This window comes from Lutibacter sp. A64, from assembly GCF_022429565.1.
Taxonomy (GTDB): Bacteria; Bacteroidota; Bacteroidia; order Flavobacteriales; family Flavobacteriaceae; genus Lutibacter.
In genome coordinates this window covers 1-21,522 of sequence record NZ_CP092487.1, presented here as the reverse complement: position 1 = coordinate 21,522, position 21,522 = coordinate 1, and the positions used below count along the sequence as shown (strand labels likewise).

At 29.0% G+C, this 21,522-nt stretch carries 22 protein-coding genes; 8 read left to right on the top strand and 14 right to left on the bottom strand.

Annotated features, from left to right (window positions below):
- Window positions 1-20: 20 nt before the first annotated feature.
- From recN to MKD41_RS00075, 8 genes are all read right to left on the bottom strand, one after another.
- Window positions 21-1,673 (bottom strand): DNA repair protein RecN, encoded by a 1,653-nt coding sequence (gene recN / locus MKD41_RS00110; RefSeq protein ID WP_240243426.1) that lies wholly within the window; start codon window positions 1,671-1,673, stop codon window positions 21-23.
- 24 nt (window positions 1,674-1,697) lie between these two features.
- Window positions 1,698-2,585, bottom strand: coding sequence for a DUF4835 family protein (locus MKD41_RS00105; protein WP_240243425.1), 888 nt, complete (start codon window positions 2,583-2,585; stop codon window positions 1,698-1,700).
- Window positions 2,578-3,792, bottom strand: coding sequence for a bifunctional phosphopantothenoylcysteine decarboxylase/phosphopantothenate--cysteine ligase CoaBC (coaBC, locus tag MKD41_RS00100; RefSeq protein ID WP_240243424.1), 1,215 nt, complete (start codon window positions 3,790-3,792; stop codon window positions 2,578-2,580). The genes MKD41_RS00105 and coaBC overlap by 8 nt, the downstream gene beginning before the upstream one ends.
- Before the next feature lies 1 nt (window position 3,793).
- A complete protein-coding gene (locus MKD41_RS00095) occupies window positions 3,794-4,126 on the bottom strand; it encodes a DNA-directed RNA polymerase subunit omega (protein ID WP_240243423.1) in 333 nt (110 codons plus the stop codon).
- The gene (locus MKD41_RS00090) at window positions 4,116-4,943 is read right to left on the bottom strand and encodes an outer membrane protein assembly factor BamD (RefSeq protein WP_240243422.1); all 828 of its coding nucleotides are present in this window, start codon (window positions 4,941-4,943) and stop codon (window positions 4,116-4,118) included. Before MKD41_RS00090 ends, MKD41_RS00095 begins: the two co-directional genes overlap by 11 nt.
- A 179-nt stretch (window positions 4,944-5,122) precedes the next feature.
- Complete coding sequence (locus tag MKD41_RS00085; RefSeq protein WP_240243421.1) at window positions 5,123-5,641, bottom strand: ferritin; 519 nt, start codon at window positions 5,639-5,641, stop codon at window positions 5,123-5,125.
- Between the two features lie 48 nt (window positions 5,642-5,689).
- Window positions 5,690-6,565 carry a 4-hydroxy-tetrahydrodipicolinate synthase gene (gene dapA / locus MKD41_RS00080; RefSeq protein ID WP_240243420.1) on the bottom strand — a complete coding sequence of 292 codons (876 nt, stop codon included), beginning with the start codon at window positions 6,563-6,565 and terminating at the stop codon, window positions 5,690-5,692.
- The gene (locus tag MKD41_RS00075) at window positions 6,566-7,087 is read right to left on the bottom strand and encodes a DUF6913 domain-containing protein (protein WP_240243419.1); all 522 of its coding nucleotides are present in this window, start codon (window positions 7,085-7,087) and stop codon (window positions 6,566-6,568) included.
- Window positions 7,088-7,139: 52 nt separating this feature from the next.
- Here MKD41_RS00075 and MKD41_RS00070 point away from each other — a divergent pair, with 52 nt between their 5' ends.
- Genes MKD41_RS00070 through MKD41_RS00060 form a run of 3 tightly spaced genes read left to right on the top strand, consistent with a single transcriptional unit; the run spans window position 7,140 to window position 9,893 of the window.
- Window positions 7,140-7,892, top strand: coding sequence for a 5'-nucleotidase C-terminal domain-containing protein (locus MKD41_RS00070; RefSeq protein ID WP_240243418.1), 753 nt, complete (start codon window positions 7,140-7,142; stop codon window positions 7,890-7,892).
- A 27-nt stretch (window positions 7,893-7,919) separates the two neighbouring features.
- Window positions 7,920-8,834 carry a bifunctional metallophosphatase/5'-nucleotidase gene (locus MKD41_RS00065; RefSeq protein WP_240243417.1) on the top strand — a complete coding sequence of 305 codons (915 nt, stop codon included), beginning with the start codon at window positions 7,920-7,922 and terminating at the stop codon, window positions 8,832-8,834.
- Between the two features lie 18 nt (window positions 8,835-8,852).
- A complete protein-coding gene (locus tag MKD41_RS00060; protein ID WP_240243416.1) occupies window positions 8,853-9,893 on the top strand; it encodes a GMP reductase in 1,041 nt (346 codons plus the stop codon).
- Between the two features lie 93 nt (window positions 9,894-9,986).
- Here the strand turns inward: MKD41_RS00060 and MKD41_RS00055 are convergent, their stop codons facing one another.
- Window positions 9,987-10,637 (bottom strand): lysoplasmalogenase, encoded by a 651-nt coding sequence (locus MKD41_RS00055; RefSeq protein WP_240243415.1) that lies wholly within the window; start codon window positions 10,635-10,637, stop codon window positions 9,987-9,989.
- A gap of 254 nt (window positions 10,638-10,891) precedes the next feature.
- Between MKD41_RS00055 and MKD41_RS00050 the strand changes: the two genes are divergently transcribed.
- Window positions 10,892-11,545: a Crp/Fnr family transcriptional regulator gene (locus MKD41_RS00050; RefSeq protein ID WP_240243414.1), complete on the top strand. Its 654-nt coding sequence runs from the start codon at window positions 10,892-10,894 to the stop codon at window positions 11,543-11,545.
- Window positions 11,546-11,617: 72 nt separating this feature from the next.
- Here MKD41_RS00050 and ligA read toward each other — a convergent pair whose 3' ends face one another.
- Together ligA and MKD41_RS00040 are read right to left on the bottom strand one after the other, a co-directional pair.
- Complete coding sequence (ligA, locus tag MKD41_RS00045) at window positions 11,618-13,621, bottom strand: NAD-dependent DNA ligase LigA (RefSeq protein WP_240243413.1); 2,004 nt, start codon at window positions 13,619-13,621, stop codon at window positions 11,618-11,620.
- A gap of 341 nt (window positions 13,622-13,962) precedes the next feature.
- A complete protein-coding gene (locus MKD41_RS00040) occupies window positions 13,963-15,372 on the bottom strand; it encodes a trypsin-like peptidase domain-containing protein (RefSeq protein WP_240243412.1) in 1,410 nt (469 codons plus the stop codon).
- 163 nt (window positions 15,373-15,535) lie between these two features.
- On the opposite strand from MKD41_RS00040, the gene dapF reads away from it, so the two are divergent.
- The 4 genes from dapF (at window position 15,536) to MKD41_RS00020 (ending at window position 18,708) form a co-directional block, all read left to right on the top strand.
- A complete protein-coding gene (gene dapF, locus MKD41_RS00035; RefSeq protein WP_240243411.1) occupies window positions 15,536-16,315 on the top strand; it encodes a diaminopimelate epimerase in 780 nt (259 codons plus the stop codon).
- Entirely contained in the window at window positions 16,315-16,836 is a 522-nt protein-coding gene (locus MKD41_RS00030) for a GNAT family N-acetyltransferase (RefSeq protein ID WP_240243410.1), read from the top strand. The genes dapF and MKD41_RS00030 overlap by 1 nt, the downstream gene beginning before the upstream one ends.
- A 1-nt stretch (window position 16,837) precedes the next feature.
- Window positions 16,838-17,872, top strand: coding sequence for an endolytic transglycosylase MltG (gene mltG, locus MKD41_RS00025; RefSeq protein ID WP_240243409.1), 1,035 nt, complete (start codon window positions 16,838-16,840; stop codon window positions 17,870-17,872).
- A 203-nt stretch (window positions 17,873-18,075) separates the two neighbouring features.
- Window positions 18,076-18,708, top strand: a complete 633-nt coding sequence (locus MKD41_RS00020; protein ID WP_240243408.1) for a peptidoglycan-binding protein LysM — start codon at window positions 18,076-18,078, stop codon at window positions 18,706-18,708.
- A 207-nt stretch (window positions 18,709-18,915) separates the two neighbouring features.
- On the opposite strand, the gene MKD41_RS00015 is transcribed toward MKD41_RS00020, so the two are convergent.
- Genes MKD41_RS00015 through dnaA form a run of 3 tightly spaced genes read right to left on the bottom strand, consistent with a single transcriptional unit; the run spans window position 18,916 to window position 21,522 of the window.
- Window positions 18,916-19,632: an SAM-dependent methyltransferase gene (locus tag MKD41_RS00015; protein WP_240243407.1), complete on the bottom strand. Its 717-nt coding sequence runs from the start codon at window positions 19,630-19,632 to the stop codon at window positions 18,916-18,918.
- Window positions 19,633-20,085 (bottom strand): low molecular weight protein-tyrosine-phosphatase, encoded by a 453-nt coding sequence (locus MKD41_RS00010; protein WP_240243406.1) that lies wholly within the window; start codon window positions 20,083-20,085, stop codon window positions 19,633-19,635. It abuts the gene before it with no gap.
- Between the two features lie 9 nt (window positions 20,086-20,094).
- Window positions 20,095-21,522: a chromosomal replication initiator protein DnaA gene (gene dnaA, locus MKD41_RS00005; protein WP_240243405.1), complete on the bottom strand. Its 1,428-nt coding sequence runs from the start codon at window positions 21,520-21,522 to the stop codon at window positions 20,095-20,097.

Sequence of the window (21,522 nt, the reverse complement as noted above, 5' to 3'; positions counted from 1 at the left end):
TGTGCAAATATAGTAAATTCTTAATTTAACAATTGTTTTGCGTGTTCAATTGCGGTTTCTGAAATATTTTTACCACTTAACATTTCTGCAATTTCTTTAATACGCTCATTTACATCTAATTGCTTTAACTGTGTAATTATATTATTGTTAATATCTTCTTTAAATACTTTATAATGTTGTTGCCCTTTTGCTGCTATTTGAGGTAAGTGTGTTATGGTAATCACCTGCATATTAACACTCATTTGTTGCATAATATCAGCCATTTTTTGAGAAACATCTCCAGAAACACCTGTATCTATTTCATCAAAAATTATAGTTGGCAGTTTAGAATATTCCGATAGTATTGCTTTTACAGCTAACATTATTCTAGATAATTCTCCACCAGACGCTACTTTTTTAAGCTCTCCAAAATTAACTCCTTTATTAGCAGAAATTAACAAATGTAATTCGTCTTTTCCGTTAGAATAATAATTTTTAGTCTGATTAATTTTAAATTGAAATCTGGTATTTTCCATTCCTAAATTAGAAAGAATAGATTCTAATTTTTTTATTAAAACTGGAATTGCCTTTTTACGTTCATTAAAAATGGAAGTTGCCAATTTATCTATCTTAGCCGCAACATTTTTTATCTCAACCTCTTTAGCTTCTATTTCCGAAGAAGAATTTTGAACTGCATCTACTTTAACAGAAAGCGCTTCTTTAATTTCTAATAATTCTGCAATAGAATTTACAGTATGCTTTTTTTGTAAATTATAGATTAGTTGTAATCTATCATTTAATTTTTCTAATTCTAAGGGATCAAAATCAACATTTTCGTTTAAATTTTCAATTTCTGAAATTACATCATCTAATTCAATTTTTAAACTTAAAACCCTTTCATAAAGTTCTTTATATTCTGAAGAAAAAGAGTGAATTTTATTTAAATTAGTTGTAAACGAAACCAACAAAGCCTGCATTCCAATCTCTTCATTTAAAGCTAATGCTTGTGCCTCTGTTAAATTTAATTTTATCTCTTCAATATTATTTTCTTTATCTAACTGTTGCTCTAAAGTTTCCTGTTCATCTATCTTTAAATTTGCTTTCTCTAATTCTGTAAATAAATGCAAATTATATTCATACTGTTCTTTAGCTGCTTCTTGTTGTTTTTTCAGTATTTTTAACTCTCTTTGCAACTTATTAAAAATAAGTAACCCTCTTTTATAAGATGCAATTTTTTCTGAATTATTTGCCAATGCATCAATTATATAAAACTGAAAATCTCCATCGGCCAACTGTACAGTTTGGTGTTGCGAATGCACATCTATTAGTTTTTCACTAAGCAACTGTAATGTTTGAACTGTAGTTGGAGTATCGTTAATAAAAGCCCGTGATTTTCCACTTGGTAAAATTTCACGTCTAATAATGGTTTCTTCTTCAAAATCTAAATCTTTTTCTTCAAAAAAAGATTGCAATTGATAATTTAAAATTGAAAACTTAGCTTCAATTATACATTTTTTTGAACTGTCTTTTAAAGTTGAAGAGTCTGCTCTTTTACCCAAAACCAACCCTAAAGCACCTAATAAAATTGATTTACCAGCTCCTGTTTCACCGGTAATTATTGATAAATTATCTTGAAAATTTACAGATAAACTTTCAATTAAAGCGTAATTTTTTATGGAAAGTTGTATAAGCATTCTATGAATTTGAAAATTAAGAAATTACTTTATCGCCTCCCATTTAGAAGCATTTAAAGGAGAAATTCTTAATAAATCATCTTTTAATTTACTAGTGTCAAATCTAGGACCTCCAGAAAAAACATCTACAATTTCATCAGCTTTAGAATCCATAAAAACACGTAATAAAAATGCATTTGGACGAGCATCGTAAATAGTTTTTAAATTTTCTACAACTTTAAAAATAGCTTGTTTTGCTTCTTTGGTATCCCTACTCATCATATCTAAACCGTTTAAATGATAGTTATACATTGCTTCTCTAAACATATCATACGTTGGAGACAACATATTATCTATTAATGTAAAACGTGTTTTGGCACCATCGTTTTGGTTCCATCCTACATAACCACTTTGTTGTGCTAACACTAAAATATCTTGAGCTTTTGTAAAATAAGAAGTTCCTCCATTTAAAGAAAAAGTATCGGCATCCATTCCTAATATTGTATATACATAAAAAGAAATAACAGAAACTAAATTAGACTCAAAAGAGTTTTCATTAAATTGTAAAGGCTCATATTCTGTATATTGAAATGAAAAATTATCATCTTTAAAATTAAAAACAGGTGTTAAATAAGTTGAGTTATAAACTGGTCTAGATGATTGAATTTGAATATGACCTTTAAAATCTGACCCTGATTGTTCTAAAATAGTAAGCGTTAAATTACAATTAATAAGCTCTTGCGGCTTATAATTAAAATTTGTCCATCTATTTTGATTAACAAACTCACTTAACGAGGTTTGCAAAGTATTAAATATTTGCTTGTTAGATCCCGGAATTTTATCTGAATTAACAGTAATGGTACAATTTAATTCTTGTGCATTTAACTGAATAACAACGAATAAAGCAATAACTATTTGAACTATTTTACGCATAAATTTTATTCAAAATTACATTAAATATATCTTCAGCAACAGCTGCTTTAGATTTTAGACCAAATTCGGAAATATTTTCGGATTTATCAATTATTGTAACTTTATTTGTAGGTTTTTTAAATCCAGCTCCTTTATCATTTAAAGAATTTAGAACAATTAAATCTAAATTTTTATTTTTTAACTTGGTTTTAGCGTGCTCCAATTCGTTGTTAGTTTCTAATGCAAAACCTACTAAAAACTGCTGTTTTTTTATATTTCCTAGCGATGCTAATATATCTTGTGTCTTTACCAATTCAATAGCCATTGAATTTGAAGATTTTTTAATTTTATCAGTAGCAACGTTTTTAGGTTTATAGTCTGCAACAGCCGCAGAAAGGATTGCTATATCTACTGAATTAAAATGTTTATGAACTTCATTATACATTTCTTCAGCACTAACAACATCAATTCTTTTTATTAAACTATTAGAAACTGTTTGGTACGAAGGACCTGCAACTAAATATACATTTGCACCTAAACTAGCCGCTTTTTTTGCAATTTCAAAGCCCATTTTTCCTGAAGAATGATTTCCAATAAAACGAACAGGATCTATTGCTTCATAAGTTGGTCCCGCTGTAATTAGCACCTTTTTGTTATATAATGGTAATCCTTTTACAATATCATTTTCTATAAAAGAAATAATATTTTCTGGCTCTTCCATACGCCCTTCACCTTCTAAACCACTCGCTAAAAAACCAGTTGATGGAGGTATAAATACATTTCCAAAACCTTGTAATTTTTCAATGCTATTTTTTGTTGAAGGGTGCTTGTACATATCTAAATCCATAGCAGGAGCAAAATACACTTTACATTTTGCTGATAAGTACACGGCTAATAATAAGTTATCGCAAACACCATTGGTCATTTTAGATAAGGTATTTGCAGTAGCAGGAGCCACCACCATATAATCTGCCCATAACCCTAACTCTACATGGCTATTCCATTCTTCTGTTTCTTGATTTCCTTTTTCAAAAAAAGTAGAATATACCGGATTTTGAGATAATGTAGAGAGTGTTAACGGAGTAACAAAATCTTTAGAAGCAGGTGTCATTACAACTTTTACCTGTGCACCTGCTTTAATAAAAAGTCGTACTAAGTGTGCTGTTTTATAAGCAGCAATACCTGCGGTAACGCCTAAAAGTATGTTTTTACCGCTTAAAATTGACATCTTACTCTTTATTAGAATCTACATCTGGGTTTCTATGATAAATTTTACCTTCTAACCATTCTTCAACAGCAATAGCAGTTGGTTTTGGTAATTTTTCGTAAAATTTAGAAACTTCAATTTGTTCTTTATTTTCAAAAACCTCATCTAAACTATCGGTATATGTAGCAAACTCTTCTAATTTTTCAATTAGTTCGCTTTTTAAATCACCACTAATTTGCTCAGCTCTTTTAGCTATAATTGTTATAGCTTCATAAATATTATTTGTTGGAGCCTCAATAAAGTCTTTGTCGTAAGTAATTGTAGTTGATGCTGCTTTTGTGTTTTTATAGTCCATTTGCTTCAGTTTTTAATGCAATTAAAGAGTTTAACTCGTTATTTAAGTTTTGTAGTAAATCTTCGGTTTCAGATAAATACTCTGATTCTGGAAAGCTTCTTTTAAATCTTTCGTGAATTTTTATAGCATTATTTAATCGTTCTTCTTTCTTTAAAATATAACTATTAATAGCTAAATTATTTGCTGCTTTAAATTTAAGATACATCGCTTCTTCTTTATATGAAGTACCCAAGTAATCTGCTAATAAGTTATCAAATGCTGCTATTGCTGCAATATAATCTTCTGTATGATAATATTGTTTTGCAATTTCAAAAGATTTTCTTTCTAATTTTCTTGTAAGCGTTTTTATATTTTCATTTGCTTCTGCTACTTTATCAGATTCTGGATATTTATATAAAAAACTTTGTAAAGCTGTAATAGCTTCTTGTGTAGCTTTTTGGTCTAAACTAAATACTGGTGAATCTAAAAAATAACTATGCGCAGAAAGATATGCTGATTCTTCTAACTTTGAGCTTTTAGGATAATTTTTTACAAATTTATCGAAATAGTAAGCTGCCAAAGTGTACTGTTTAGTATTGTAATGAGATTGTGCAATCATAAATTGAATACGCTCCATTTGAGGTTTCCCTCTATATGATGGCGTAATTTTCTCAAATAATTGTATAGCCTTATTATACTTTTGTGCTTCATATAATTCTGAAGCCATTGCGTATTGTTCTTCAACCGTACCTTTATTTAATACTTTTTGGTATTCACCACAAGATGAAAAACCAACAGTAACTAATAAAATGATAATATATATTTTATTTTTAAGCATTTGGCAAAAATAGTTATTTATTATGGATTATTAAAATGATTTTTTATTAATAGAAATAATTAAAATTTTTTTTAATTCATTAGAAATGAGAAAATAATTTTATTACTTCATAGTTAACCACAAAAATAACTTGCTTTTACAATATATAGTATGCAACAATCTTAATTGTTTGTTAATTATTAAACTGTAGGAGGTGCTACAGAACTTACAACAGTAAGCTGTTTTATATCATTATCAAATAAATACAAACCTCCTTTATCGTCTCCAATTAAGTTTATTTTATCTAGAATAGTTCTTGCTTGCGCTTCTTCTTCAATTTGTTCTGCAACATACCATTGTAAAAAGTTATGTGTTGCGTAATCTTTTTCTTCTAATGTAATATGTACTAATTCATTAATACTTTGTGACACAAAAACCTCGTGTTTAAATAAAGTTTCAAACATTTCTTTTATTGAACCGTATTGTTGTTCTGGCATTGCTAATTCAGAAACCAATGCTTGTCCTCCACGTTCATTTACATATTTAAACATTTTAAGCATATGCTCACGTTCTTCATCGGATTGTGCATACATAAATTGAGAAATACCTTCTAATCCTTTATTTTCTGCCCAAGAAGCCATTGCTAAATATACTTGAGATGATTCTGCTTCAATTTTAATCTGCTTATTTAAAGCAGCTTGCATGTTTTCTGATAACATAATTAACTTTTTTATTAGTGATTTACAATTTCAATAACTGTAAAATTACTAATAATTATCTATAAATTTCGCTATTTTTTGTTCTAATTTTTCGGTAGCCTTTACCAATGGTAAACGCACATTAGAATTACAAATTTTTTGTTTTTGCAATAAAGCTTTTATTCCTGAAGGATTGCATTCTTCAAAAATATAATCTACGCTATCCATTATTTTATAGTGTAATTTATAAGCTTCATCAACATTTTTTTGCAGTCCTAATTGAATCATTTCTGAAAAATCTTTAGGCAAACCTTGTCCAATAACAGAAATTACACCTGCTCCACCAGCTAAAACCATTGGCAAAGCAATCATATCATCTCCAGAAATTACCATAAAATCATCTGGTTTATGTTGAATAATTCGCATAGCCTGCACCATATCACCTGCTGCTTCTTTAACAGCAACAATATTTTTAAAATCGTTAGCCAATCTTAACACGGTTGAAGGTTCCATATTTTTACCAGTTCTTCCTGGTACATTATAAATAATTATTGGTTTTGAACTTGCTTCAGAAATTACTTTAAAATGCTGATAAACACCTTCTTGTGTTGGTTTATTATAGTATGGAGACACTGAAAGTATTGCAGCAAATTCAGTTAAATCTGTAGTTTTAATTTCTTCAACAACAGCCATTGTATTGTTACCCCCAATTCCAAGTACTAAAGGCAATCTTCCCTTATTTTCCTTTATAATTGTTTCTTTTACTAAGGCTTTTTCCTTAGCTGTTAAAGTAGCTGGTTCCCCTGTTGTTCCTAAAACAACTAAATAATTAACTCCATTATCTATTTGATAGTTTACCAAACGAGCTAACCCTTCAAAATCAACCGAATGATCTTCATTAAAAGGTGTTACTAACGCTACCCCAGTTCCTAACAATTCTTTCATTTATACTTTGTTTAAAATCTCTAAATATTTTTTTAACTCCCTATTAAACAAGGCTATCTCGGTTGTGTTACAATCTATCAACAAATCATAAAAGCGATTATCTAGTTTTGCAAAACCAACTTTAAAAGCTGCTTTAATTTGCAATAATAATAAGTTTATGTATAAATTATCAACTTTGCTATAGTTTATTAACAAATCGTATTTTTTTGTTAAAATATTTTTTAATTCTTCATTTTTAACTTTACCATACCAGCCAAAATCTTTAGATGAAAAAACAGTGTTATCATCATTATCTTTTGTTTTTTTTTGAAGAAAAGTTATAATTTCAATAGCATTTTTTTTGAAGCCCAAATTAGTTTTAAGATTTTCTACAACCTCTTCTTTTAAAGTTATATCATCTAGTAAAACAAGTATTTTTTTTATTTTATTAGTTGAACTTACTGAAACAACATCAGTTGGTTCTTTAATTATTTTATTAAAAAATAATTGATTACTTTTTCGTTTAATTCCTGTAAAAATCATTTATATTTACCGTTGAATCACAAAAATAATTAAAATCATTAGCATTTCAACAATGAAAAATTTTATAATTTCATTATTTACAATTCTATTAGTTATTAGTTGTAAAAATGAACCACAACAGCTGGTTAAAATTGAAGGAAAATTACTTCCCATTAACCAAGAAATTGAATCTGTAAAAGAAATTACTGATTTTATTGAGCCATACAAGCAAAAAGTAGCTTCAGAAATGAATGCAGTACTTTCTTATACTCCAATAGATTTAGTTAGAACAGATAGTCCATTAGAAAGTACATTAGGAAATTTAATGGCAGATTTATGTTACCAAAGAGCCAACCCTGTATTTAACAACAGAACATCTAAAAATATAGATTTTGCTATGTTTAATTTTGGAGGAATTAGAGCTGGTATTACTAAGGGTGATGTTAAAATGGAAAACGCATTTAACTTAATGCCTTTTGAAAACGGATTGGTTGTTGTTGAACTTACAACTGCTAAAATTAAAGAACTTGTAGCTTACCTAATTGAACAAAATAAAGCACATCCGGTATCTAAAAACTTTAATTTAGCAATTACTAAAAACGGATATTCGCTTAAAATTAATAACAAACCTTTAGAAAATGATAAAACGTATTTTGTTCTAACATCCGATTATCTTCAAAATGGAGGCGATAGTATGAACTTTTTTAAAAATCCAGTTTCTATTACCAACATAGACTATAAACTTAGAAATGCCATTATAGATTATTTTAAAGAAACCGATACTCTAAAAACCAATTTAGACGGAAGATTTAGAGTAGAAAATTAATTTAAAATATTCAAAATTAGCAATAAAATGAAAAGAAGAAATTTTATACAGCAATCAACAGCAGCTACTGCTTTCTTAACATTAGGCGGCTTATCATTACAATCATTTTCAAAAAATACAGAAAAACATATTACTATTTTACATACAAATGATACGCACAGCCATATAGAACCTTTTCAAAGCGATCATCATAAATTTCCAAACCAAGGTGGTGTTGCAAGACGCGCTACTTTAATAGAAAATATAAGAAAAGAAAATCCGAATACTTTATTATTAGATGCTGGAGATATTTTTCAAGGAACACCATTTTTTAATTTTTATGGTGGCGAATTGGAATTTAAACTAATGAGCATGCTTAAATATGATGCAGCAACTATTGGAAATCACGATTTTGATAATAGTATAGATGGCTTACTAGCTCAATTACCAAATGCAAAATTCGATTTTTTATCCGCAAATTACGATTTTAAAAATACCGTTTTAGATGGCTTTGTAAAACCCTATAAAACATTTATTAAAGATGGAATAAAAATTGGTGTTTTTGGTTTAGGGGTTGAATTAGAGGGGTTAGTTGACCCAAGAATGTATAAAGAAACTAAATACATAGACCCAATTGAAATTGCTCAAGATATGAGTCGTATTTTAAAAGAAGAACAACACTGCGATTTGGTTATTTGCCTATCACATTTAGGCTATTTTTACAAGAGCAACCCTGAAAAAGTAAGCGATTTGGTGTTGGCTTCAAAAACTAAAGATATCGACTTAATTATTGGTGGACACACACATACTTTTTTACCAAAACCTACAATTACTAAAAATAGTATTGGAGAAAATGTATTGGTAAATCAAGTGGGTTGTTATGGAATAAATGTTGGAAGAGTCGATTTTTATTTCGATAGTGATGCAACTAAAATTAGTAAAGGAAAAAGTATAATTGTATAAAAAGTATATAAAAGAAATATGAGAATTGAAACAGGATTAAAATTAGGGTTTAAAGATGTAATGATTCGTCCAAAAAGATCAACATTAAGCTCTAGATCACAAGTATCTTTAGATAGAACATTTACTTTTCTACACAGCAATCATACCTGGACAGGCGTTCCAATAATGGCTGCAAATATGGATACTGTTGGTACTTTTGAAATGGCTAAAACTCTTGCCAAACATAAAATATTTACAGCTATACATAAACATTATTCTTTAGAAGAATGGGATGAATTTATAGCTTCTTTACCTCCAGAAACTATAGATTATTTTGCTGTTAGTACAGGTACTGGAAACCCTGACTCTATAAAATTAGCCAAAATTTTAAACAAATACCCTCAAATAAAATTTATTTGTATTGATGTAGCTAATGGATATTCAGAACATTTTGTTGATTTTGTACAACAAACTCGAAAAAAATATCCAAACAAAGTTATTATGGCTGGTAATGTAGTTACTGGTGAAATGGTTGAAGAATTATTATTAGCCGGTGCAGATATAATAAAAGTGGGTATTGGTCCTGGATCTGTTTGTACAACACGTGTAAAAACAGGCGTTGGTTATCCTCAACTTTCAGCAATTATTGAATGTGCAGATGCTGCACACGGTATGGGCGGACAAATTGTTTCTGATGGTGGCTGTAAAATTCCAGGTGATATTGCCAAAGCATTTGGTGGTGGTGCAGATTTTGTAATGTTAGGCGGTATGTTAGCTGGTCATGCAGAAAGCGGCGGAGAAACTATTGAAATTAACGGTGAAAAATACAAACAATTTTACGGAATGAGTTCTGAAACAGCAATGAACAAACATGTTGGTGGTGTTGCTGAGTATAGAGCTTCCGAAGGAAAAACTGTTGAAATACCTTATAGAGGTCCTGTTGAAAATACCGTACAAGATTTTCTTGGCGGTTTACGCTCAACCTGTACTTATGTTGGTGCTAGCAAATTAAAAGAGCTAACAAAAAGAACTACTTTTATTAGAGTCCAAGAACAACATAACCAAGTTTTTTCAAAATAATACTTTTTAAGTTCTCTATTTTTGAGAGATACGTTTTAATAAAAGTCCTATAAAAAATTATATTTTTATAGGACTTTTTTATATTAATTAAAGCTATTTATCCTCAACCAAAACCATGGATTTATAAATAAAATATTGTGCAGTAATATATGTAACCATTACAGTTATTTGAAAAACTAATGCAGAATAATAAAATTTGTTAATAGCCAAAATTGCATCTGAAGCAACAAAAACTATCGCACCAATTAACATTAATAAAGCTTTTTTACTTTTTACATTCATATAATTTAACATAGAAACTATTCCAAAAGTTGCAATAGTAATTGCATAAATAATTACAGGAATCATTAATTCTTTTAAAGAATTTTTCAATAAAAATAACAATCCTACAACTATTATTGCAAAGGGAATTATTGCCACAAGAACTTTTACAATTGATGCTTTTTTTATTTGTTTTATTACAATTGCAATAAATAAAAGGTGAGCAATTAAAAATGAGCTCAACCCAAATTTAAAAACAGTGTCACCCGCATAAAGTAAAAAAACATCTCCAAAAAATGAAAATATTAAAGCCATAACATACCACTTATTTTTTTCTTCTACTGAGTGCGCGTATAAAAACAAAAGAGACAAAAGAATTAAAGGTTTAAAAATTAATACAAACGTATCTATTTTAAAAATAATACCAACAACATCTAATATTGAAACCAATAAAAAAACATAAAGTGCTATTTTTCTCACCATTTTAATTTCTTTTTTACATCTACTAAATGTACAACTTTTATATATTTTTAACTAAGCTAATTTAATACACTTTACAAGCAAACTTAAAAAATTTAATTGACAGTATTCTTTTTTAGAATTGCATTAAAATATAAATGTAAAATCAATGCTTTTCTCCTAAGCTATACTATTTTAAATATATTACTAAGTAACATCTGTGGTTTAAGATGCTTATTTTTTTTGTAAATTTGAGTGTAAATTTTGAATTTATTAAAATGACTACTGATAAAGATATATTAAGAGCTAAATTAAACGAATACTATACTACTATTTTTGAAGCAGAACTAATTAATGAAATTATAGATAATGGTATTTTAAGAACAATTGATAGCCATGAATTACTAATTGATATTGGTGATAAAATGACACATATTCCACTAATACTAAGTGGAGCCGTTAAAATAATTAGAGAAGATGATAATGGTGATGAAATAGCTCTTTATTTTTTAGAAAAAGGAGATACCTGCGCCATTTCTTTTGTAAACTGTATTCATAAAACTAAAAGTATGTTTAGAGGTATTACAGAAAAAGAAACCGAAAGTATTTTTATACCGGTTAATAAAATTGATTATTGGCTTGTAAAATATGAAAGCTGGAGACATTTTATTATAGATAGTTACCATATGCGTTTAATTGAAATGGTGCAATCTATAGATAGCCTAGCTTTTATGAAATTAGATGATAGGTTATTAAAATACTTGAACGACAAAGTTAAAATAATGAAAAACAACATCTTAAAAATAACCCATCAAGAAATTGCCGACGATTTAAACACATCAAGAGTTGTGGTTTCTAGACTCTTAAAAATACTTGAAAACGAAGGAAAAATAAAAATTAAACGCAATAGAATTATAGTAGACAATATTTAAGGCCTTTATTTAAAAAAACGATTTTTTTTTAATCTGATTATCCCCTCTTAAAAAGACTTAAAAGTAAAAAAATTATTCTATCATTTCTAAATAATCACTTTCAGAAATAATTGGAATTCCTAAAGTTTCAGCTTTTGCTAATTTACTTGGCCCCATATTTTCACCAGCAATAATATACGAAGTTTTTTTAGAAATTGAACCTACTACTTTACCTCCATTATTTTCAATAGACTTTTTTAAATCGTTTCTTGTGAAAATTGAAAAAACTCCAGACACAACAAATATTTCTCCTTCTAAAATTGTAGTCACATCTAATTGAGATTCTGCAGACATTTCTAATTGAACTCCATACAATTTTAATCGCGCTACCAACTGAATATTTACTAAATTTGATGAAAAATCTAGCACACTTTGTGCTATTCTATCGCCTATTTCATCAACTGCAATTAATTCTTCAAAAGAAGCTTTCATTAAATTATCTATAGATTTAAAGTGCTTTGCCAGTTTTTTTGCTACCGTTTCTCCTACATACCTAATACCCAAAGCAAAAAGCACTTTTTCAAAAGGAACTTGCTTCGATTTTTCGATACCAGCAATAATATTTTTAGCAGATTTCTCTGCCATTCTTTCCAATGGAATAATTTGAGCTTCGTTCAACTCATACAAATCAGCATAATTATGAATCAAACCTTCTTTGTATAACAATTCAATAGTTTCAGCCCCTATTCCATCAATATTCATAGCTTTTCTACTAATAAAATGCTGAATTCTACTTGTTATTTGGGTTGGACAACCATATTCGTTTGGACAATAATGCTTTGCATCTCCTTCACTTCTAACCAATTCCGTATTACAATCTGGACAATGTGTAATATAATTTGTAGGCTGAGAATCTGTTGGTCGTTCTTTTAAATTTACACCTATAATTTTTGGAATAATCTCTCCCCCTTTTTCAACATAAACAGTATCTCCTACTCTAATATCTAACTTTTCAATTTGATCTGCATTATGTAATGAAGCTCTTTTAACAATAGTTCCGGCAAGTTGTACCGGCTCTAAATTTGCAACTGGCGTTATTGCTCCTGTTCTACCAACTTGATACGTAATTTCATTTAAAACAGTACTTACTTGTTCGGCTTTAAATTTATAGGCAATTGCCCAACGAGGCGATTTTGCTGTATACCCTAATTCATCTTGTTGCGCCATAGAATTTACTTTCACAACAATTCCATCGGTTTCATAAGGTAAATTAAAACGTTCTGTATTCCACTTTTCAATAAAATTAAAAACCTGATTAATTGAAGTACAAATTTCTATAGCATTTGGTACTTTAAACCCTAACGTTCTGGCAAATTCTAAAGTTTCAAAATGTGTTTGTTTAATGTGTTTATCTGAAACCACATGGTATAACAAACAATCTAATGGTCGTTTAGCAACTTCTCCGCTATCTTGTAATTTTAAACTTCCACTTGCTGTATTTCTAGGGTTTCTATACGGCTCTTCTCCAATATCAATCCGTTCTTCATTCATTTTATTAAACCCATCTAATGGTAAAATGATTTCTCCTCTAATTTCAAAAGGAGTATCAAATTTTTTGTTTAACACTAGAGGAATTGACTTTATTGTTCTAATATTAGCAATTACTTCGTCGCCTTCAAAACCATCTCCTCGTGTTACAGCACTTTCTAACTTTCCATTATTATAGGTTAAATTTATAGATGCACCATCATATTTTAATTCACACGTGTATTCAACCTCATCGGTACCTAACACTTTTTTTATTCTTTTTTCCCAATCTTCTAAATCTTCTTTTGAATAAGAATTAGATAAAGAATACATACGATTTTTATGAACAACAGTATTAAAATTTTTAGTTACTGCTCCCCCAACACGCTGCGTAGGAGAATTAGCGTCAAAAAATTGAGGATTTTCAGCTTCTAATTTTTCCAATTCTTTTAATTTTATATCAAAATCATAATCAGAAATTACTGGGGCATCTAACACATAATAATTGTAATTATGCATTCTCAACTCTTCTCTAAGAGCATTTATTTGTTGTTCAATAGTGTTTGGCATATCTTATAAATATTGGATAAAAGTAATCATATTTTTTAAAATTTCTTATTATTTTAAAATGCTTTAGTTCTATAAAACTAACTACCAATATATTAAATTAGAAACAATTTACTTGTGCTTTATTTGCTAATAGAAATTTACTTTTACAACATCTATAAATTTTAATTTTATGTTTATTGAATTTTTAAAATTTGTAAACCTTCTATTTCATAAGAATAATTACTTTAAACTATTTCTAGCTTAAAACAGTTTAATTTACCCGCAATAAAAAAAGAAATTAAAATAAAAAGCTGACTGAAAACAATAGCTTCCAGTCAGCTTTAAATAAATCAACTAAACAATTACTTAAATATATATCGCTCTATTTCTCCATCTAAATTCAACATTTCTATTCTTAAAACTTCTCCTTCAGTTTTAGCTGAAATAATTGAATTTACATCATCAACAGAGTTTACTTTTTCGCCATTAATTGCTGTAATAACAAAGCCAGACTTTACTCCATAATACAACAATTCTTTGTTTGTAATATCGGTAACTTTTACACCGTTATCTATCTTTAAATCTTTTAACTCTTTTGTATCTAAATTTTTCAACTCTAATCCTAAAGAATTCACCTTACTAATTTCATTTTTACTTAAAACTACATTGGCTTTATATTCTTTTCCATCCCTTACATAAGTTACATTAATAACATCATCTGGTCTTTTTGTATTTAAAAACCCCGTTAAATCTGCAAACGATGTAATTTTAACACCATCTACATTTACAATAACATCATCTTTTTTAAGACCAGCTTTTGCTGCACCAGAACCTTCAACAACACTTGCTATATAAAACCCTTCTGAAAGTTCTATATCTAAATTTTCTGCAACTTTACCATTTAATTCACCACCTTGCACACCTAAAACTGCTTTTTGCACATTTCCGAATTCCATTAAATCTTCAATTACTTTTTTAGCAATGTTTGAAGGAACCGCAAACGAATACCCCACAAAAGAACCTGTTCTTGAAGAAATTGCAGTATTAATACCAATAAGTTCTCCTCTAGTATTTACCAATGCACCTCCACTATTACCTGGATTTACTGCAGCATCGGTTTGTAGAAACGAATCTGTAACTACACCATTACCATGTAAATCTCTTCCTTTGGCACTTATAATTCCAGCAGTTACAGTAGAAGTTAAATTGTATGGATTACCCACGGCTAATACCCACTCACCTACCTTAACAGCATCTGAATTAGCAAAAGTTATGTAAGGCAAATCGTTTTCTTTAATTTTAAGCAAAGCTATATCATTTGTGGCATCAGCACCTATCAATTCTGCTTTATACACTTTTTTATTATTTAAGGTAACTTCTATCTCAGTAGCGTCTTTAATTACATGATTGTTAGTAATAATATAACCATCTGATGAAAAAATAACACCACTTCCTGTCCCTACTTGAGAATATTGTTTAGTTCCACTTCCTTGTCCGTAAAAAAATTCTGCAAACGGATCTCTAACTGTTTTGTATGATGTATTTTTAACATGCACAACAGCATTTAATGTTTTTTCAGCCGCAACGGTAAAATCTGTATCTTCTATAGCATCTCCCATAGACCTGTTATAATTTGTTGCAACTGTAACTGGACTTTCATCTATTGATTTTTCAATAACCACTTGTGGCTTTTCTATAAATAATTTATATGTGCCAAGAGTCAATGCACCTCCTAAAGCCGAAAACAACACAATACTTAATATTTTTTTCATTTTTTATATAATTTTATTTATTAACATTCAAATTTAAAACATTATTATATCCGAAAAACGTCTTTAACGCTTCATTAACGCTCATTTAACCAATTTTAACATTTTTATTATTGCTTCATTTTTGGGTACAAAAAACTACTTTGAATTTACTACATTTGCAACAATGAAAATACATTTTTACAAATATCAAGGAGCGGGAAACGATTTTATAATGGTTGATAATAGAGACCTAAGTTTTCCAAAAACAAACAAACAATTAATTAATAAACTGTGCGATAGACGCTTTGGAATTGGAGCAGACGGGCTGATACTATTAGAGCCTTCAGAAAATGAAGACTTTACAATGGTTTATTTTAATGCCGATGGTAATGAAGGTAGTATGTGCGGTAATGGAGGTAGATGTATTGTTGCTTTTGCAAAACAATTAGCAGTTATAAATAACAAAACTACTTTTAATGCAGTTGACGGGTTACATTTTGCTAGCATAGAAAATGAAATTGTAAGTCTTAAAATGATTGACGTTACCGATATTGAAGTTTCAGACACCCATGCATTCTTAAATACTGGCTCACCACACCATGTTTCTTTTACCGAAGAAATTTCAGATTTAAATGTAAAAGAAGTTGGCGCAAAAATTAGATATGGTGCTCCTTATTTTGAAACAGGAACCAACGTAAATTTTGTTGAAAAAACAGCTACAGACTCATTTAAAGTAAGAACCTACGAACGTGGTGTTGAAGATGAAACCTTGGCTTGTGGAACAGGTGTTACTGCAGTTGCAATAGCTGCACATAATTCTAACAAAACCAGCGATACTTCAATTAAAATAGAAGTATTAGGTGGTAACCTAGAAGTCTCTTTTGAAAAAATTAAAAATACTTACACTAATGTGTTTTTAAAAGGTCCGGCACAATTTGTTTTTGAAGGCAACATTACTTTATAATGGCAACTTTACTAGGTAAACATATAAATTTAAGAGCATTAGAGCCTGCTGATTTAGACTTTTTATTCTCAATTGAAAACAACGAAGATAATTGGGAAATTAGCGGAACTCAACTTCCTTTTTCAAAACATATTCTATTACAATATATTGAAAATGCGCATCAAGATATTTACGAAGCCAAACAATATAGGTTTGTAATTTGCAATGAAGAAGATACTCCAATTGGCTTAATAGATTTATTTGATTTTAATCCACAACATAAACGCGTTGGCATTGGAATTCTAATACTTCCTAAACACCAAAACAAAGGATATGCTTCTGAAGCTCTTGAAATGGTTATCGAATATGCTTTTAATTATTTAAATGTACATCAAATTTATGCAAACATTATTTCAACTAATTTAAAAAGTATTGCATTATTCGAAAAAAATAATTTTAAAAAAGTTGGCATCAAAAAAGATTGGCTATATTTAAATTCTAGTTTTAAAGATGAAATTCTATACCAATTAATAAATAATTAAAATGAATTTAAAAAAAGGGATCCTATTAATTATCGGATTATTATTTATAATTGGAGGCTTTTTAGCCTATAGTTATTACGCGAAAATATACAATACTAACACCGTTAAAGAAGGTTATTTATTTATACCTACCAATAGTAATTTTAATGATGTTGAAAATTTAATACGTCCTTTTTTAAAAAGGGTAAAACCTTTTACATGGGTTGCTTCAAAAAAAAATTATCCGAATACTATTAAACCTGGTAAGTATAAAATTACCGAAGGAATGAATAATAATGAATTGGTAAATTTATTAAGAAGCGGTAAACAAACTCCTGTTAAAGTCTCTTTTAATAATCAAGATACTTTTGAAAAATTAGCCGGTAGAATTTCTCAACAAATTGAAGCAGACTCAATTTCACTACTCAATAGTTTTAAAGATAGTAGTTTCTATAAAAAAAATGGATTTTCTAAAAATACAGCATTAGGCATGTATATACCTAATACTTATGAATTTTATTGGAATACATCTGCTGAATCATTTAGAAAAAAAATGCTAAACGAATACCATAAATTTTGGAATAACAGCAGACTAGAAAAAACTAAAAAATTAAATTTAACTCCTAATGAAGTAATCACCCTAGCTTCAATAGTTCAAAAAGAAACTGCTAATGTAAGTGAACGCCCAATGGTAGCTGGCTTATATTTAAACAGGTTAAGAGATAAATGGCCTCTTCAAGCGGATCCAACAATAATATTTGCTTTAAAAGCTAAATTAGGTGAAGAAACTGTTATTAAAAGAGTTTTAAAAAAAGATTTAGAGATAAACTCTCCTTACAATACTTACAAAAATAGCGGTTTACCTCCAGGGCTAATTGGTATGCCAGACATAACTTCTATTAAAGCTGTTCTAAATGCAAAAAAACACAACTATTATTACATGTGTGCAAGTGTAACCAACATTGGAAGCCATGAATTTGCGAAAACGTTATCTCAACATAACAGAAATGCATTTAAGTACCAACTTTGGCTAAATAAGCAAGGTGTAAATCGATAGCTAGCAAGCGGTTTTATTAGGGTTAATTATATTCTTCTCAATAAAAACACAATATCAACTCATTAAATTTAATAATTCATTCTATTTTTTAAATATTGTTAAAACTTTATTAAAAAAAATAATTTACAAGTATTTGTTTGCGTTATTAAAAATATGTTATACATTTGCACCCCGAAATTTACAAGGACTAAAACCTTTAAATTATGAGAAAAATAATAGTATTTTTAAGTTTAATTAGTATTATTGTTATAGCGTCAGCCTTTACAGAAGATACTAATAACACAAAAAAAACTAGAACCATAGAAGCAGAAACAGCGATTAGCTCTGTACCTACCGAACAAGAAGCCCTTTTATCTTTAGAACTAAGTGTAAAAATTCCTTTTATAGGGAATTCATTTAACGGATTTAGAGAAGCAGTTGCTTTTAAAGAGTCTCAAGGTAGATACCACATCGTAAATTCACTAGGTTATCTAGGAAAATACCAATTTGGTAGAACAACGTTAGAGCGATTTAAAATTTACAATACACATAACTTTCTAAATACTCCTGAATTACAAGAAGATGCATTTGTAGCTTTGTGTTCTTTAAATAAATGGATTTTAAGAAAAGACATTAAAAGAAGTGTTGGAAAAAAAATTAATGGTGTTGTAATTACAGAATCTGGAATTTTAGCAGCAGCACACTTATCTGGAGCTGGTAATGTAAAGAAATATTTAAGAAGCCATGGTAGAACTACCTTTAAAGATGCTTTTGGATCTTCTATTCAACATTATTTAAGAGAATTTTCAGGGTATGACACTTCATTTATTGAGGCTAACAAAAAGCCTAGCGTCTAAAATATATTGGCAATATTAAAAAGTGGCTGTTTAAAAAAATAAATTTTCGTCAACCTGAATTTATTTACTCATCTATTTCACATTTTATAATATGGAATTCGTGAGTCTTCGAATTCAGGTTTTCATAGTGATTTATTATCACCAAGATGAGATTCTGAAACAAGTTCAGAATAACGGATTCCTAAACTTTTTAGACAATCTCTTTTTTTAATCTTTATGAATTATAAAAATAGTTGGTTTTTTATGTAAATCTGGATGTTCGTTTTTCCAATCTTTAATTTCAAGTGTTCTTATATACTCATCTTCTAATGTAATATTACAAGCAATACATAATTTAGCCGCTGGTGTAAGTGTACTCTTTAAATCTGCAAACATTTTATCATTTCTATAAGGAGTTTCAATAAATATTTGCGATTGATTTCTTTCTTTTGATAATTTTTCTAAGCTTTTAATTGCTTTTTTTCTTTCTGATGTATCAATTGGCAAATAACCATTAAATGCAAAATTCTGACCATTAAACCCTGAAGCCATCATTGCCAACACAATTGATGAAGGACCAACTAATGGAACAACTCTTATATTTTTTTCATGAGCCAACTTTACTATCTCTGCTCCTGGATCTGCAATAGCTGGTACTCCAGCTTCAGAAAGCAATCCCACTGAAACACCTTTTTCACAAACATCTAAATAACTTCTAACCTCTAACTGATCAGCATATTTATCTAACTTTAAGATTATTAAAGACGGTTGCGATTTTCTAGGTGTAATTCGTTTTATAAACCTACGTGCTGTTTTTTCATTTTCAACAATAAAAGTATCTAATGCTTCTATTATTTTTTTTACTGAAAGCGGAAGCACTTCTAAAGGCTCATTATCACCTAAAGTAGTAGGAATTAAATACAATTTACCTTTTTGATCACTCATCTAATTTATTTTTTTAGCAATAACTTCACATGCTTCGTTTAGCATGTTATACACATTTTTAAAACCAAATTCACCTCCATAATATGGATCTGGCACATCTAAATTTTCATTCGGAAAAACTTCATTTAAAATTAGTTTAACTTTAGATGCATCTTGGTTATTTCTAGCTAAAGAAATCACATTTTTATAGTTTGAATTGTCCATTACGTAAATAACATCAAACAAATCAAAATCTTTAACAGTAAATTTTCTCGCTTTTTGATCGGCAATATCAATACCTTTACTATTTGCTATAGCTATAGATCTTGTATCTGGCTGTTCACCAACATGATATGCACCCGTACCAGCAGAGTCTACAAAAACGTTAGAACCAAGAATTTTGGATTTTAAAATTCCTTCTGCTAATGGAGAGCGGCAAATATTACCTAAACAAACCATTAATACTTTAGTCATTTTATATATTTAAAACGTAAGTTTTTTTGTTAAATCATCAACGTATCTTCTAAATTGCTTGTCGGTTTCTGTTAAATTATCAACAGTTTTACAAGCATGAAGTACAGTTGCATGGTCTCTTTTACCAATTTGAGAACCAATACTTGCTAACGAAGCTTTTGTCATTCTTTTTGCAAAATACATTGCTAATTGACGCGCTTGAACAATATGGCGTTTTCTAGTTTTAGATTGTAATGTAGCAACATCTAATTCAAAATAATTAGAAACTACTTTTTGTATATAATCTATAGAAACTTCTCTCTTGGTATTCTTTACAAATTTATCTACAATTTGTTTTGTTAAAGAAAGTGTAAACTCTTTTCTATTAAATGATGCTTGTGCAATCATAGAAATTAACACACCTTCTAATTCTCTTACATTTGATTTTATATGTTTTGCAATGTATTGTACAATTTCAGTTGGCATTTCAACACCATCTCTATACAGTTTATTTTCTAGAATAGAAACTCTTGTTTCATAATCAGGCGCTTGTAATTCTGCAGACAATCCCCATTTAAATCGAGAAAGTAAACGCTGCTCAATATCTTGCATATCTACTGGCGCTTTATCTGACGTTAAAATTACCTGTTTTCCGTTTTGATGTAAATGGTTGAAAATATGGAAGAAAACATCTTGAGTTCCTGTTTTACCAGATAAGAACTGAACATCATCAATTATTAATACATCTATCATTTGATAGAAATGAATAAAATCATTTCTCGTATTTCCTTTTACAGAGTCTATATATTGTTGTGTAAATTTTTCAGAAGAAATATACAGAACAGTTTTATCTGGATATTTATCTTTTATTTCTACACCAATAGCATGTGCAATATGTGTTTTTCCTAAACCTACTCCACCATAAACCAACAATGGGTTAAACGAAGTCCCTCCTGGTTTATTTGCAACCGCCATACTTGCTGAACGCGCTAAACGATTAGAATCTCCTTCAACAAAACTTTGAAAATTGTAATTTGGATTTAATTGAGATTCTATTTTAACCTTTTGAATTCCTGGAATTACAAATGGATTTTTTAATTCTCGTTTATTAAAATCTATAGGAACTGTAACTCCCTGCGGATTCATTGGATTTCTATTAGAACTCGGAAATTTTACAGTATGTGGATTATTACTACTGTAATTATTTTCCATGCGCACATCATAGATTAATTTAGCATCTTCACCAAGCTGTTTTACCAACGCAACTCTTAACAATTTGATATAATGTTCCTCTAACCACTCGTAAAAAAATTTACTTGGCACTTGAATAGTTAAAGCCTCACCTGATAATTTTATAGGTTTAATTGGCTCAAACCAAGTTTTGTAAGCTTGCTGCTTTATGTTATCTTGTATAAAAGATAAGCATTCCGTCCAAACTGATGTTGCAGTTTTACTCAT